Origin of the sequence: Streptomyces sp. NPDC001933 (assembly GCF_042890955.1) — a bacterium.
Taxonomy (GTDB): Bacteria; Actinomycetota; Actinomycetes; order Streptomycetales; family Streptomycetaceae; genus Streptomyces.
The window spans coordinates 110,540-124,721 of record NZ_JBIASS010000001.1 but is presented as its reverse complement, the minus strand read 5'-3'; the positions used below and the strand labels follow the sequence as shown (position 1 = coordinate 124,721).

Below are 14,182 nucleotides of genomic sequence, written 5' to 3'. Positions count from 1 at the left end.
GACGCCGGTATGGCGGCGGTATCCCGGCAGTTCACCGGCGGTGGACGGGAGCGGGCGGGCGTCCGCCGGTGCCGGTGACGGGCCGGCGGACACCGTCCGGCCTGCGGCCATACCGGCCCCGAACCGGATCCGGACCGGTGCCGAACCGTCCGGCGGGACGCTGTGTCCGCGCACGGCGGCCGCGCGCCGCGCCCCTACGCCCGAAGGAGACGGCCGGATGGAGCTCGCCGAACTCATCGGACTGCGGCCGGTCCCGGCCGGTGGAGTGCTGGTCACCCTCACCCGCCGCTGTCCGCTGCGCTGCGCCCACTGCTCCACCGGTTCCGGGCCGGAGGTGCGGGAGGAACCGGAGGCGGACGCGCTGGAGCGGTTCGTCTCCTCGTTCACCGCCGCCGACCGGCCCGAGGTGATGATGCTGACCGGCGGTGAACCCCTGCTCCGGCCCGGCCTGGTGACCTCGCTCGCCCGCTCCGCGCGGGCCGCCGGCACCCGGACCGCGCTGCTCAGCGGCATGTTCTTCGCCCGGTCCGGCGGGCTCCCGGACCCGGTGCGGCGGGCGGTGCGCACGCTCGACCACTTCTCCGCCAGCCTCGACCTGCCGCACGAGCGGGAGGTGCCCCGGGCCGCAGTGTTCCGCGCGGTGCGCGAGATCCGCGAACTGGGGGTGGCGGTCAGCTTCCATCTCACCGGCACCGGAGCGGACGACGGCTATCTCGCGGACGTGACCGCGGACATCGACCGGGCCTTCAACGGCACGGTGCCGTCCCTGGTCAACGAGGTGCGGCCGTTCGGCCGGGCCGCGTCCTGGGCCCGTCCGGCCCGGACCGTGCCGGACGGCGAGGGGGCGCTGCCGTGTGCGATGGCCGCCTGGCCGGTGGTCGCCTTCGACGGAACGGTCCTGGCCTGCTGCAACCAGGACACCGTGGACCACCGCCCCGTACCGCCCCATCTGCGGCTCGGCCATGTCGCGCAGGACGACTGGCCGGCCGTACGGTCGCGGACGCTCGGTTCGCCGCTGCTGCGTCTGGTCCGCACGGTCGGCCCGGCCCATCTGCGGCAGCGCTGGTCGCCCGGCACACCGGCCGGTTCCTACTGCGGGGACTGCCGACGGCTGAGCGGGCTGCCGGAGGTGGTCGCGGCGGCCGACGCGCTGGCCTCGGGCGCCGCCGGCGCGCTCCTCGATCTGACCGCCGCCCGCCGGCAGCACGAGCAGGGTCCGGTGTCACTGGTACGACGCCACGGCTGCGCCGCGTACGCCGGTCTGGTGGCGGCCCCGGGCGGCGGACGGAACCCCCGTCCGGCGACGGAAGGAACCGGGTCGTGAACCCCGCCGGGGCGCCGGGAGCGCGCTGCGGCGGGCGCGGGCTGCCGGCCTCCGAACGGCTGCGGGTCAAACTCGCCTTCGCCGAACCGGCGTTGCGTGCCTCGTCGGCCGCGCTGTGGCGGCCCGAGGGGCTGTTGCCCCGCTATCGGGCGTACCTGTGCGCGATGCACACGGTCATCCGGGCCTCCGTACCGCTGATGGAACGGGCCGCCGAACGGGCCGGGCAGCTGGCCCGGTGCGGCGATCCGCTGGGGGCGCCGCTGGCCGCCTACCTGGACAGGCACATCCGGGAGGAGGCGGAGCACGACAGCTGGCTGCTGGAGGATCTGTCGGCGGCGGGCAGCGGGCCCCGGGCCGCGCTGGACCCGGTCCCCTCCCCGCTCGTCGCCTCCCTGGCGGGGGCCCAGTACTACTGGATCGAGCACCACCACCCGGTGGCGCTGCTCGGCTACATTGCGGTGCTGGAGGGGCACGCCCCGGCGGCCGGCCTCGCACCGCGGCTGGCCCGCTCGACCGGGCTGCCCGCCCCGGCGTTCCGCACCGTGCACGAGCACGCGCGGCTCGACGACGGCCACGCCGGCGAACTGTACGCACTGCTCGACCGGTTGCCGCTGTCGCGGGGCCAGGAGACGGCCGTCGCCGTCAGCGCCCTGCACACCACGGACGCGCTCACCCAGTTGTTCGTCCGGCTCGGGCGCACCGGACCGGCTCCGCCGGTGCGGGGAGCCGGGCGGTCCGTCCCGAGGGAAGGCCAGACATGACCGAACCACCGGACCGGCTCGCCGTGCTGTACGGCGCCGGCTTCGCCGTCGATCTGCTCACCGACGAACAGCGCCAGGTGCTCGACGACCTCGCACCGGAGGAACTCACCGTGCTGCTCGACATCAAGAGCCGGCTCGACGCCGTGGGGCCCGAGGTGCAGGCGCACGGCGAGATCGCGGGCGGCGCCCTCTTCTGAGGCCGGCCGGCCCGGGGCCGTCCGGGTCCTGCCCCGTCAGGACCGTCACCGCGCGGCGGGCCGGTTCCCGTGACCCGGCCCGCCGCTCCGGCCGGACCAAGCAGAGAGGAACCCTGATGAACTGCACCTCGTGCCGGCACGAACTGCCCGCCGCCGCACGGTTCTGCCCGTCCTGCGGCACCCCGTGCCCGTCCCCGGTCGCCGCGGCACCGGAGGACGAACGCAAGCTGGTCACCGCGGTCTTCTGCGATCTGGTGGGCTCCACGGCGCTGTCCGGGCTGCTGGACCCGGAGACCCTGCGCATCGTGACGCTGCGCTACTTCGCGGTGATGAGCGAGCGGATCGAGGCGCACGGCGGCACTCCGGAGAAGTTCATCGGCGATGCCGTGATGGCGGTGTTCGGGGTGCCGGTGATGCGTGAGGACGACGCGCGGCGAGCGCTCGCCGCGGCGCTCGGCATGCGCGAGGCGCTGGCGGAGCTGAACACCGATCTCGAAGCCACCCTGGGCATCCGGCTCGACATCCGGATCGGCGTCAACACCGGTCAGGTGGTGGCGAGTTCCGATGCCAGCACCCGACAGGCGCTGATCTCGGGCGAGACGGTGAACGTGGCTGCCCGGCTGGAGCAGAACGCGGCGGCCGGTGAGATCCTGATCGGCCCGCAGACCCTGGAGGCGGCCGGTCCGACCGTGGTCGTGCAGGAGACGGGCCCGCTGCGGCTCAAGGGCAAGGCCGACAGCGTGCACGCGTACCGGCTGATCGCGCTCGGCGCCGACGACCCGGAGCTGCTGCGCCGTTTCGACGTGCCGTTCATCGGCCGCGCCGCGGAACTGGCGTCGCTGGACGAGGCGTTGGACCGTACGGTGCGCGGGGCGGGCCCGGGTCTTGTCCGCCTCGTCGGTGACGCGGGGATCGGCAAGACCCGGCTGGCGCGCGAGTGGCTGACCGGACTCGACGGGCCCGACCGGCCGGTCGTCGGCACCGGGCGCTGTCGCAGTTACGGCGACCACGGCACCCTCGCGCCGCTGGCCGACGCGGTGCGGGAGGTGCTCGGCTCGCCCGTCGCCCGGGAGGCGCTGGGCGGGGCGTCCGGGCGGTCCGGTGCGTCCGTGGCGGACGCCTGGGCGCTGCTGCGCGGCGGTCTGCTGCACGACGGCACGCCCAACGCCCCGTTCGAGGACATGTGCGCGGCGCTGGTCACCGTGCTGTCCCGGACGGCGGGGCGGCGGCCGGTCCTGCTGGTACTCGACGACTGGCACTGGGCCGAACCGCTGCTGGTGCGGACGGTGAACCGGCTGGCCGGGCCGCTCGGCCGGGCGGGTGGACTCATCGTGTGTCCGGGCCGCCCGGACGGCCCCCCGGCCGTCGCCGACCCGGCCGCGCGTCCGGCGCAGATCCTGCCGCTCACCGGGCTGCCGCGCGACGAGGCCGCCCTGCTGGCCCGCGAACTGACCGGGCCGGGCGCGGGAACCGCCCCGGACGACACCGTCCCGGACGAAGCCGCTCCGGCCGCCCCCGGCTGGTACGACCGTGAGCTGTACGACCGGGCCGAGGGCAACCCGCTCTATCTGGAACAGCTCCTCGTCCCCGCGGGCCCGGCGCCGGAGGGTGCGCGGAACGTGCCGGGCGCGGCGCTGCCGCCGACCCTCCAGGCGCTGCTCGGTGCCCGGATCGGCGCACTGGAGCGTGCCGAACGCACCACGCTGGACCTGGCGGCGGTCGTCGGCCGGGACTTCACCGCGCCCGAACTCGTCCGGCTGGCCCGGGCGGCACGCGAGACGGAGGGCGCGGCCCGTACCGTCCCGGCCGCCCGCCCCGACGTGTCCGCACCGGAGGACGACCGCGGCCGGGTCGCCCGCGCGCTGGCCAGGCTGTGCGGACGACGGCTGGTGGAGGCCGCGCCCGGCGGCGAACCGGGTACGGGCCGGCACCGGTTCAGCAGCGGTCTGGTCCAGGAGGTGGCGTACGCCTCCCTGTCGAAGCGGGCCAAGGCCGAGCGGCACGCCTGGGCGTCCGAGCTGCCCAGTGTGACGGCGGCGGGCGAGGCGGCGGTCGGCGGGCACCTGGAGCGGGCGTACCGGTACCGCACCGAGCTCGGTCTGGCCGACGACCGGGCCGCCGCCCTGCGGGTCCGGGCCGCCGCGGCGCTCGCCTCGGCCGGTGCGCAGGCCCTGGCCCGTTCCGATCTGCACTGGGCCCAGGGCCTGTTGGAGCGGGCCGTGGACCTGCACCCGGCCGGTGATCCGGCCGCGGCCCCGGCGTTGCGGCGCCTGGGCGAGGTGCGTCTCGCACTCGGCCGTTCCGAGGACGGGGAACGGCTGCTGCGGCAGGTGCTGGCCATCGGGACCGCACCGGTGGAGGCCGCGCACGCCCGGCTCGCGCTGGCGGTGCTGGACCCGGCCTCGGCGAATGTGTCGGCCACCGCCCGGTCGGTGCTGCCGCTCTTCGAGTCCGCCGGGGACTCCGTCGGGCAGGCCCGGGCCCGGCTGCGGCTCGCGCAGCGGTTGCAGCTGGCCGGCCGCCACGAGGAGGCCGACCGCGATCTGACCCTGGCTCTGGACCACGCGGTGCGGGCGGAGGCCGAGCCGGAGCGGGCGGCCGCGCTCGGGGCCATCGGAATCTCGCTGTGGCGCGGCCCGGAGCCGGTACCGGTCGCGGTGAACCGCTGCCGTGATCTGCTCGCCGCGCACGGCGCCGGCCGCCCCGCCGTACGGACCACGCTGAACTGTCCGCTGGCCGTGCTCTACGCCCTGCACGGCCGGGCGGACCGGGCCGGGGAGTGCCTGGCCGAGGCGGAGCGGCTGGCCGACGAGCTGGGGTACGCGGAGGCGGAGGTCTTCCTGCCGGTGTTCCGAGCGACGGCCGAGGCTCTGCTCGGGCGCACCGGACCGGCCCTGGACCTGCTCGTCCGGGCGGACCGTGCGGCGGAGCGCGGCGGGGCCCGGTCCATGCGTCCGGCCATCGCGCTGGAGGCGGCGCGGCTGCTGCTCGACGAGGACCGGCCGGACGATGCCGGTGCGTGGCTCGAAGGGGTCGGGGCACCGCGGTCGCTGCCGCACTCGGACCGGGTGGACCTGGCGGGACTGCGGGCCCGGCTGGCGGCCGGGGCCGGGGACGGGGCGGCGGCCCTGCACCACGCGGACCGTGCCGTGCGGGACTCCCTGCTGACCGACTCCCCGCTGGTGCGGGCCACCGCGTCGCTGGACCGGGCACGGACGCTGGCGCTGCTGGGCGAAGCGGCGGGCGCGGCGGCGGCGGCGCGGGAGGCCCGGGAAGGGTTCGCGGAGAAGGGACATCTGCCGGGCCGGCGGTGGGCCGAACGGCTCGCCGTCGGAGCGGCGGCGGCCACGACGGAGAAGAGCTGAGGGATGACGACCACGGACACGGCACCGGGGCCGGGACTGACCTGGAGTCTGCGGGGGCGCGGCCCGGACGACGTGGCGGTGCTCGCGGACGCCGGCCCCGGGCACGACGCCGGGGGCGTACCGGGCACGGGGCGGGGCGTACGGGTCTGCGTGGTGGACTCGGGCGTCGAGCGCGATCATCCGGGCGTCGGCCCGGTGGAGGCGTCATGGGTGGTGGTCAAGGACCCGGAGACGGGCGGGACCGAGGTGCGGCCGACCGACACCGGGGACTCCTGCGGACACGGCACCGCCTGCGCGGGCATCATCCGGCGGACCGCTCCGGACTGCGAACTGCACAGCGTACGGGTGCTGGGCGAGCGGTTCTCCGGTACCGGGGACGTGCTGCTGGCCGGGCTGCGCTGGGCGGTGGAGCAGGGTTTCGACGTGGTGAACCTGTCCTTGTCCACCACCCGTGCCCGGTTCGCCGAGGAGCTGCACGCGCTGGCCGACCACGCCTACTTCAACCGGACGGTCGTCGTCGCCTCGGCGCACAACTCCCCGGTGGAGAGCTATCCGTGGCGGTTCGCCTCGGTGATCTCCGTGGGCAGCCACCAGGAGGAGGACCCGGACCTGCATCTGTACAACCCCGACCCGCCGGTGGAGTTCTTCGCCCCTGGCCAGAACGTGACGGTGCCCTGGCTGGGCGGCACCTCGATCCGTACCACCGGGAACAGCTTCGCGACCCCGTACATCAGCGGACTGTGTGCGCGGCTGCTCTCGGCCCATCCGAGGATGACGGCCTTCCAGCTCAAGAACGCCCTCTATCTCTCCGCGGCCAACGTGCGGTTCGGTCCGCGGCTTTCCACCCCGGCAGGAGAGGTTTGTGATGACTCCGAGAACTGAATCAGCGTCCGCCGCGGGCAGGGTGCCGTCGGCCGATCCGCACCGGCGTGAACTCCTCCAGTCCGTCGTCGACGTGGCCCGCGCGATCTTCGGCGCGGCGGCCAGTTCGGTCTTCCTGCTGGACGAGGAGGCGGACGAACTGGTCTTCCAGGCGGTCTCGGGCCAGGGCGAGGAGTTCCTGGTGGGCCGTCGGTTCCCGGCCGGTCGCGGGATCGCGGGCTGGGTGGCGACGTCCGGCGAGCCGATGGTGGTGGACGACCTCAGCACGGACTCCTCGTTCGACCGTTCGCTCGCCGAGTCCACCGAGTTCGTGCCCAGCGCCCTGATGGCGGCCCCGCTGATCAGCGACGGCCGGGTGCTCGGTGTGCTGGAGGTGCTCGACCCGTCCCCCCGTGCCCGCACGGACATCCGGGAACTGGATCTGCTCGCCATGTTCGCCCGGCAGGCCGCCGCGGCATTGCGGATGGCGGCGTACGCGCCGGCGGCGGCCGGTGCGCCGGAGCCGGGCGAGCGACTGGGACCCCGGCAGCGGGCGGACGCGCTGAGACTGCTGGATAGTCTGGAGCAGCTGCTCCGGGAGCCCTGCTGAGGCCGGGCCGGCAGGGCGGCCGGACGACGATGGAAGGACCACGCACGTGAAGCTCGCTTTCTCGACCCTCGGAGTGCCGGGGATGCCGGTCGCCGATGTCGTCCGGCTCGCCGCCGGGCACGGCTATCAGGGGGTGGAGTTGCGCGCCCACCCCGAGGAGCCGGTGCACCCCGGCCTCTCGGCGGACGAACGGGCCGCCGTCGTCCAGGAGTTCAAGGAGGGCGGCGTCGAGATCCTGACCGTCGCCGGGTATGTCCGGGCCGCCGCCGAGGGCGACGACGCGCCGGTGCTGGACGAGCTGGCCGGGCTGGTGGACCTGGCGCACGACCTGGGTGCGCAGAACGTCCGGGTCTTCCCGGGCGGCGGCGGCCAGGACCCCGGCACGGCCGACGCGACCGCGGCCCGGCGACTGGCCGCCGCCGCCGAGCACGCCGCCGACCAGGGCGTACGCATCCTGCTGGAAACCCATGACTCGCACCGGGGCGGCGTCGATGTCGCCCGGGTCGTCGGGACGGTCGGGCACCGGCAGGTGGGCGCGCTGTGGGACATCATGCACACCTGGCTGGCGGGCGAGGAGCCGGCCGCGAGCCATGCGGTGCTGGCCCCGCACCTGGGATACGTACAGGTGAAGGACATCGCGTCGGCCGAGGACACCGAGCCGTTGGCGCTGGGGGCCGGGGTGCTGCCGCTGGGTGCCTGCCTGGACACGCTGGACCCGGACAGCTGGGTCTGCTGGGAGTACGAGAAGCGCTGGCACCCGGCCGCGGCGGAGCTCCCCGGGCTGCTGGACGCCGGGCGGGAGCACCTGCTGCGGCTGGGCGCGCCCAAGCAGTAGGCGGCGCGCGGGCCGGGGGCGCGGCGCGCGGCCGGGTCAGGCGGCCCGCGCCACCTCCGGCTCCGGGGCTTCCTGGGCCCCGGTGCGCGGGCGCCGCGCCCCCGCCAGCGACGTGAGCGCCACCCCGCCGACCAGCAGCGCCGCCGCGCACCACCGCAGCGGGCTCACCGACTCGCCCAGCAGCAGCGCGGCCGAGGACATCCCGAAGACCGGGACGAGCAGGGTGAACGGGGCCACCGAGGAGGCCGGGTGGTGGCGGAGCAGGAAGCCCCAGGCGCCGAAGCCGAAGACGGTGGTGATCCAGGCGACGTAGACGATGATCCCGGCGCCGCTCCAGTCCAGCGCGGTAAGCGCCGCCTTGTCGCGGTCCCAGCCCTCGAAGAGGAGGGAGAGGCCGAGCAGCGGGAGCACGGGCACGGTCGAGACCCAGACCATGAAGTTGAGCGAGTCGGGCGGAGCGGCCTTGCGGGTCAGTACGTTGGACACGCCCCAGCAGGCCGCCGCCGCGATCACCAGGACGAAGGCGAGCACGGGCCCGCCCGCCCCTTCGTCGACGGCGGCGACCCCGATGCCGGCGAGCGCCACCCCCATCCCCAACACCCGTACCCTTCCCGGGCGTTCACCGAGCGCGACGGCGGCGAAGAGGGCGGTGAAGACCGCCTGGACCTGGAGCACCAGGGAGGACAGACCGGCGGGCATCCCCCGGTCCATGCCGATGAAGAGCAGGCCGAACTTCGCCACCCCGAGGACCAGCCCGACGCCCACGATCCACTTCCAGGCGACCTTGGGCCGGCCGACGAAGAAAACCGCGGGCAGCGCGGCGACCAGGAAGCGCAGGGCCGAGAAGAGCAGCGGCGGGAAGTGCCCGAGGCCGACCTCGATGACGACGAAGTTGACACCCCAGACGGCTGCCACCAGGGCGGCCAGGGCGATGTGGAGGGGACGCATGAACCGAGGATCACCCGCACCGACCATGTAGCACCAGCGCGGATTTCTTCATGGTGAAATTGAGCTTCGCTAACGAATCACGTGACTGATCCACTCGTGGATCAGTCACGTCCGGGAGGTTGTGGTGCTCGATCTGGCCCGGCTGCGCGCCCTGCACGCCGTCTCCGTCCACGGCTCCGTCGCGGGTGCCGCCGCCGCGCTCGGCTACACCCCGTCGGCGGTCTCGCAGCAGATCACCAAGCTGGAGCGGGAGACCCGCACCACGCTGCTGGAACGGCGCGGTCGCGGTGTCGCACTGACCGAGGAGGCGCTCCATCTGGCCGAGACGGCCCAGCAGTTGCTGGCGATCGTGGAGCGTGCCGAGACGACGCTGGAGGAGCGCAGGGGGCTGCCGACCGGGCGGCTGTCGATCGGCGCGTTCGCCTCCGCGGCGCGCGGACTGCTGCCCGGAGTACTGGCCGGGCTGGACCGGGAGCACCCGGCGCTGGACATCCGGATGACCGAGGTCGATCCGCATCTCTCGGTCGACCTGGTGGCCAAGGGCGTGATCGATCTGGCGGTGGCGCACGACTGGGACATCGCCCCGCTGCCCGCCCCCGAGGGCGTGGCACAGGCGGTGATCGGCGACGACCACTGCGATCTGCTGGTGCCCGCCGGGCATCGCCTCGCCGGGCGGGGCGCGGTGCGGCGCGAGGAGCTGGCGAAGGAGCGGTGGATCTGCCAGCCGCCGGGGACGGTCTGCCACGACTGGCTCGTACGGACGTTGCGGGCGGCGGGCTGCGAGCCGGACATCCGGCACCAGGCGGAGGAGAACCACACCCAGCTGGCCCTGCTCGCCGCCGGCCTCGGGGTCGCGATGATCCCGCGCCTGGGGCGCGGGCAGCTGCCGCCGGGGGTGGTGGCGGTGCCGCTCGATCCCGTGCCGGTGCGACGGCTGTACGCGCTGTGGCGTACGGAGGCGGCCCGGCGGCCCGCGATCACGGCGGCGGTCTCCGCGCTGCGGGCGCACGGCGCCGCGGTGGGGCTGGGGCAGGGGCAGGGCTGAGGAGGCGGGGCAGGGGCGGGGCCACGGGCGGGGGTCGGGACGATCTCTGCCACGCCGGAGATGCCCAAAACGGTCCGGACCCTTGACCGGAAGTTATTTTCTGGATATCCGTGCTCCTTGGAAGTTTCTTTCACCACTCTCACCACCTCTCGTCCCCGAGTACGGCCGAAGGAGCTCACGTGCACCACCGCACCTCCAGACGCACCCTCCTCACCGCCACCGCCGCGACGGCTGTAGCCGCCGTCACGGGCGCGGGCATCGCCCCGGGCGCGCTCGCCGCCCAGCGGTCCGCGAGCAGCGGACAGCACGAATCAGCCGCCACCACCAAGCGCCTCAAGCGGATCATCTCCGGGATGTCCCTGGAGGAGAAGGTCGGGCAGCTCTTCGTGATGCGGGTGTACGGGCACTCCGCCACCGACCCCGACCAGGCCGACATCGACGCCAACATGGCCGAGATCGGGGTCCGCACCGCCGCCGAGATGATCGACCGGTACCACGTCGGCGGGATCATCTACTTCGCCTGGGCGCACAACACCCGCGACCCGCACCAGATCGCCGAACTCTCCAACGGCATCCAGCGCGCCGGTCTCGCCGGCCCCACCCCCCTGCCGCTCCTCGTCTCCACCGACCAGGAGCACGGCATCGTCTGCCGGGTCGGCGAGCCCGCCACCCTGATGCCGGGCGCGATGGCGCTGGGCGCGGGCGGTTCGCGCTCCGACGCCCGCCGGGCCGGGCAGATCGCGGGCGCCGAACTGGCCGCGATCGGCATCAACCAGAACTACGCCCCGGACGCCGACGTCAACGTCAACCCGGCCAACCCGGTGATCGGCGTACGCTCCTTCGGCTCCGACCCGCAGTCCGTGGCCGCCATGGTCGCCGCGCAGGTGAAGGGGTATCAGAGCAGCGGGATCGCCTCGACGGCCAAGCACTTCCCGGGCCACGGCGACACCAGCACCGACAGCCACACCGGGCTGCCCGTCATCACCCACACCCGGGAGCAGTGGGCGGAGCTGGACGAGCCGCCGTTCCGGGCCGCGATCGCCGCGGGCATCGACTCGATCATGACCGCGCACATCGTGGTCCCGGCCCTGGACCCGGCCGAGGACCCGGCGACCCTCTCCCACCCGATCCTCACCGGCATCCTGCGCGAGGAGCTGGGCTACGACGGTGTCGTGGTGACCGACTCGCTCGGCATGGAGGGTGTGCGGACGAAGTACGGCGACGACCGCGTGCCGGTCCTCGCCCTCAAGGCCGGCGTCGACCAGCTGCTCAACCCGCCGAGCCTGGACGTCTCCTGGAACGCCGTGCTGGAGGCCGTGAAGAGCGGTGAGATCAGCGAGGCCCGGATTGATGAATCGATCCTGCGCATCCTGCGGCTGAAGACGAAGCTCGGGCTGTTCGACAACCCGTTCGTCAGCCGCGCGGGGGTGGACCGCACCGTGGGCACCCGGGCGCACCTCGCCGCCGCCGACCGGATCGCCGAGCGCACCACCACGCTGCTCGCCAACGACGGCGCGGTGCTGCCGCTCTCCCGCCGCTCCCACAAGAACCTGCTCGTGGTCGGCGCCGATCCCGCCTCCCCGTCCGGCACCACCGGACCGCCGACCACCACCCTGGCCACGGCGTTCGGCGAACTGGGTCACGCGGCGACCGCACTGTCCACCGGCACCGCCCCCACGTCGGCGAAGATCGCTGAGGCGGTGGCCGCCGCACAGGGCAAGGACGCGGTGGTCGTGGCGACGTACAACGTCTCGGCGACCAGCTCGCAGCGCACCCTGGTGAACGCGCTGGCGGCGACCGGCGTCCCGGTGATCACGGTGGCGATCCGTAATCCGTACGACATCGCCCAGCTGGCCGGGACCGGGTTCGCGGCGAACCTGGCCACGTACTCCTGGACCGATGTCGAACTGCGGGCCGCCGCCCGGGTGATCGCGGGCCGCGCCGAACCGCGGGGCACCCTGCCGGTCCCGGTGCAGCGCGCGGACGACCCGTCGAAGGTGCTGCACCCGGTCGGTTACGGGCTGACGTACTAGCCGGAAGGCACGGAGCAGGGAGGGGCTGTGCGCCGCGCGCACAGCCCCTCCCTCGGCTCACGGAACCTGATCGCGGAACGGTTACCGCCGCAGCTGGCGCTCGTTCCTCACGTCCTGCCGGTCGAGCCGCGTGTCGAACTTCGCGAGCGGCTTCGCCTTCGCCGGGTCGTCCTGCACCGCGGCCGGAGCGACGCCCGCCCAGCGCAGGATCGCCGCGGTGGCCTTCGCGTTGTCGTCCGCGGCGAGCCCGGCCACGTTGGCACCGTGGTTGCCGCCGGGCACGGTCATGACGTAGCTGTCGTGCGAGCGGGCGCCGGGCCGGAAGCGCTCCGCGCCCCACGGGTCGTTCTCCCCGTACACGTACAGCATCCGGTCGGCGTGGTTCTTCACCCACTTGTCCACGTCGCGCATCACCGACGGCTGGAACTTCATCGGGATGGAGCGCGGCACGAAGGTGCGCGGCGGCTGGTATCCGTACCGGCTCAGGCTGCCGAGCCACGGCTGCTCGATGTCGGGCGAACCGAGCTGGGTGCCCGCCTGGTAGTAGTACGGGGTGTACCGCTCCAGGCCCTGGTCCGTGTAGGCGGAGAAGCCGGAGATCGCGTCTATCGAGTCCCAGATCTCCTGGTCGGTGGCCGAGGCGGCGTCCGCCGGGATGGTGTCGCAGTCGGACAGCAGGCTGTACTGCCAGTACGCCCAGACGTAGTCCATGACGACGGCCTCGTACGCCTTGTCGAGCGAGCCGGTGGTGTCGAAGGTGTAGCCGTTCGCGGCGGCATCCTCCCGGTACTTCTTCTCCAGCGGCTCGCGGCGGACCAGGGCCTCGCGCTGGACGCCGTTCAGCCTGTCGCGGCACTCCTTGGTGCCGACCTTCTCGAAGAACCGGTCGTAGGCCGAATCCTCCTTGTTCACCACGTCGTTGGGCGCGACGTACGCGACGACGCCGTCCATGTCCCTGGGGTAGAAGCGCTCGAAATAGGTGGCCGTCATGCCGCCCTTGGAGCCGCCGGTGGCCAGCCAGTTCTTGGTGTAGATCGCCTTCAGCGCGGTGAAGACGCGGTGCTGGTCGCTGGCGGCCTGCCAGATGTCGAGCTTGGACCAGTCGGCGGGCGCCGGGCGGGACGGGGTGAAGAAGCGGTACTCCAGCGAGACCTGGTTGCCGTCGACGATCCGGGTCGGCTCGGAGCGGCTGGGGTTGGTGGAGACGTTGTACCCGCCGGTGTAGAAGACCGTCGGGCGGGACGTGTCCTTGTGCAGCAGGGTGATGCGCTGCTGGAAGGTGCCCTTGGACGGATGCCGGTGGTCGACCGGCTGGGTGTAGTTGAGGACGAAGTAGCGGTAACCCGCGTAGGGCTTCTCCTCGACGAGGCTCATCCCCGGGATGGCCAGGATGCGGTCCTTGATGTCCGTACCGGTGCCGTTGTCGGCGGCGGTGCCGGTCCGGATCGCTGCCGGTTCCGCGGCGGTGGCCGCCCCGGCCGAGGCGCCCGTCGCGCCCACCGTGCCGATGAGCACCGCGAGCGACAGGAACCCTCTGAACGCCTTGCGCATACACCCTCCCAGGAATCACAACTTTCGCCGTGAACCTAGCGGGGCAACTCCCGTACCGCCAGACCCGGTCGGCACACGGAAACCGCGGGTCCGGGCCGGTCAGCGGAGAGTTCAGCAGAGGATCCAGCCCGTGGAGCCCGACTTCCCCGAGATGGTGGCCGAGGCCCTGACACACCGGTTCAGCGCATGGACCGTCACCGGACCGGCCTGCTTGGTGTACCGGCCCCGGTCGACGACGGGGCTGCCGCCGCGCGCCTGGAGCGTGACGGACATGGTGCGGCGCGGGCCCGACTTCTTGGCGACGGCTATCGCGCAGGCGTAGGAACGGTTCTTGTAGACGCGCAGCTCCCCGGTCTTGAACGCGACCGTCTTCGCGGGACGTCCGGCGCAGACCGACGCGGCGTCGGCGCGGCCGGCCGAGGGACCGCCGAGCACCAGGCCGAGCGCGGCCACCAGCGGCAGGGCGATCGAGCACACCAGCATCCGACGGCCGGCCCGGGGACCGCTCCGACCTCCCCCTCCACCACCGTCCTCGTCGGACAATGCGACCTTTCCGGACTTACGCGTCCCTCTGATCACCAGTAACCCCATCACCAATCGAACATTTACGCCCCTGCGCGGCGCATACGCATACATGCGTACGACGCAGGAG

General features: G+C 73.7%; 11 protein-coding genes and 1 pseudogene. 9 read left to right on the top strand and 3 right to left on the bottom strand.

The features are described 5' to 3' along the window. Positions 1 to 217: 217 nt before the first annotated feature. The 7 genes from ACFYY7_RS00565 to ACFYY7_RS00535 all read left to right on the top strand — a co-directional run bounded on the left by ACFYY7_RS00565 (position 218) and on the right by ACFYY7_RS00535 (position 7,953). Complete coding sequence (locus ACFYY7_RS00565) at positions 218 to 1,324, top strand: radical SAM protein (protein WP_388655405.1); 1,107 nt, start codon at positions 218 to 220, stop codon at positions 1,322 to 1,324. Beyond that, the gene (locus tag ACFYY7_RS00560; RefSeq protein WP_388655403.1) at positions 1,321 to 2,085 is read left to right on the top strand and encodes an iron-containing redox enzyme family protein; all 765 of its coding nucleotides are present in this window, start codon (positions 1,321 to 1,323) and stop codon (positions 2,083 to 2,085) included. Before ACFYY7_RS00565 ends, ACFYY7_RS00560 begins: the two co-directional genes overlap by 4 nt. After that, the gene (locus ACFYY7_RS00555) at positions 2,082 to 2,282 is read left to right on the top strand and encodes an aroma-sacti cluster domain-containing protein (RefSeq protein WP_376629841.1); all 201 of its coding nucleotides are present in this window, start codon (positions 2,082 to 2,084) and stop codon (positions 2,280 to 2,282) included. The genes ACFYY7_RS00560 and ACFYY7_RS00555 overlap by 4 nt, the downstream gene beginning before the upstream one ends. A 116-nt stretch (positions 2,283 to 2,398) precedes the next feature. Then, positions 2,399 to 5,647, top strand: a complete 3,249-nt coding sequence (locus ACFYY7_RS00550; protein WP_388655401.1) for an adenylate/guanylate cyclase domain-containing protein — start codon at positions 2,399 to 2,401, stop codon at positions 5,645 to 5,647. A gap of 3 nt (positions 5,648 to 5,650) precedes the next feature. Further along, the gene (locus tag ACFYY7_RS00545) at positions 5,651 to 6,529 is read left to right on the top strand and encodes a S8 family serine peptidase (RefSeq protein WP_388655399.1); all 879 of its coding nucleotides are present in this window, start codon (positions 5,651 to 5,653) and stop codon (positions 6,527 to 6,529) included. Then, entirely contained in the window at positions 6,513 to 7,118 is a 606-nt protein-coding gene (locus ACFYY7_RS00540; protein WP_388655397.1) for a GAF domain-containing protein, read from the top strand. The genes ACFYY7_RS00545 and ACFYY7_RS00540 overlap by 17 nt, the downstream gene beginning before the upstream one ends. Before the next feature lie 46 nt (positions 7,119 to 7,164). Further along, a complete protein-coding gene (locus ACFYY7_RS00535; protein ID WP_388655395.1) occupies positions 7,165 to 7,953 on the top strand; it encodes a sugar phosphate isomerase/epimerase family protein in 789 nt (262 codons plus the stop codon). 48 nt (positions 7,954 to 8,001) lie between these two features. Here the strand turns inward: ACFYY7_RS00535 and ACFYY7_RS00530 are convergent. Beyond that, positions 8,002 to 8,901, bottom strand: a pseudogene (locus ACFYY7_RS00530) (EamA family transporter); the annotation flags it as partial. Positions 8,902 to 9,025: 124 nt separating this feature from the next. Here ACFYY7_RS00530 and ACFYY7_RS00525 point away from each other — a divergent pair. Both ACFYY7_RS00525 and ACFYY7_RS00520 read left to right on the top strand, forming a co-directional pair. Next, positions 9,026 to 9,946: a LysR family transcriptional regulator gene (locus ACFYY7_RS00525; protein WP_388655393.1), complete on the top strand. Its 921-nt coding sequence runs from the start codon at positions 9,026 to 9,028 to the stop codon at positions 9,944 to 9,946. Between the two features lie 179 nt (positions 9,947 to 10,125). Then, a complete protein-coding gene (locus ACFYY7_RS00520) occupies positions 10,126 to 11,979 on the top strand; it encodes a glycoside hydrolase family 3 protein (RefSeq protein ID WP_388655391.1) in 1,854 nt (617 codons plus the stop codon). Between the two features lie 81 nt (positions 11,980 to 12,060). Here the strand turns inward: ACFYY7_RS00520 and ACFYY7_RS00515 are convergent, their stop codons facing one another. After that, positions 12,061 to 13,530, bottom strand: coding sequence for a S28 family serine protease (locus ACFYY7_RS00515; protein ID WP_388655390.1), 1,470 nt, complete (start codon positions 13,528 to 13,530; stop codon positions 12,061 to 12,063). Positions 13,531 to 13,641: 111 nt separating this feature from the next. Continuing rightward, entirely contained in the window at positions 13,642 to 14,013 is a 372-nt protein-coding gene (locus tag ACFYY7_RS00510; RefSeq protein WP_388655388.1) for a hypothetical protein, read from the bottom strand. Positions 14,014 to 14,182 lie beyond the last annotated feature (169 nt).

Coding starts and splice junctions, on each gene's coding strand:
- ACFYY7_RS00510 (WP_388655388.1), bottom strand. CDS start 14,013: ATGCTGGTGTGCTCGATCGCCCTGCCGCTGGTGGCCGCGCTCGGCCTG.
- ACFYY7_RS00540 (WP_388655397.1), top strand. CDS start 6,513: ATGACTCCGAGAACTGAATCAGCGTCCGCCGCGGGCAGGGTGCCGTCG.
- ACFYY7_RS00545 (WP_388655399.1), top strand. CDS start 5,651: ATGACGACCACGGACACGGCACCGGGGCCGGGACTGACCTGGAGTCTG.
- ACFYY7_RS00550 (WP_388655401.1), top strand. CDS start 2,399: ATGAACTGCACCTCGTGCCGGCACGAACTGCCCGCCGCCGCACGGTTC.
- ACFYY7_RS00565 (WP_388655405.1), top strand. CDS start 218: ATGGAGCTCGCCGAACTCATCGGACTGCGGCCGGTCCCGGCCGGTGGA.
- ACFYY7_RS00555 (WP_376629841.1), top strand. CDS start 2,082: ATGACCGAACCACCGGACCGGCTCGCCGTGCTGTACGGCGCCGGCTTC.
- ACFYY7_RS00515 (WP_388655390.1), bottom strand. CDS start 13,530: ATGCGCAAGGCGTTCAGAGGGTTCCTGTCGCTCGCGGTGCTCATCGGC.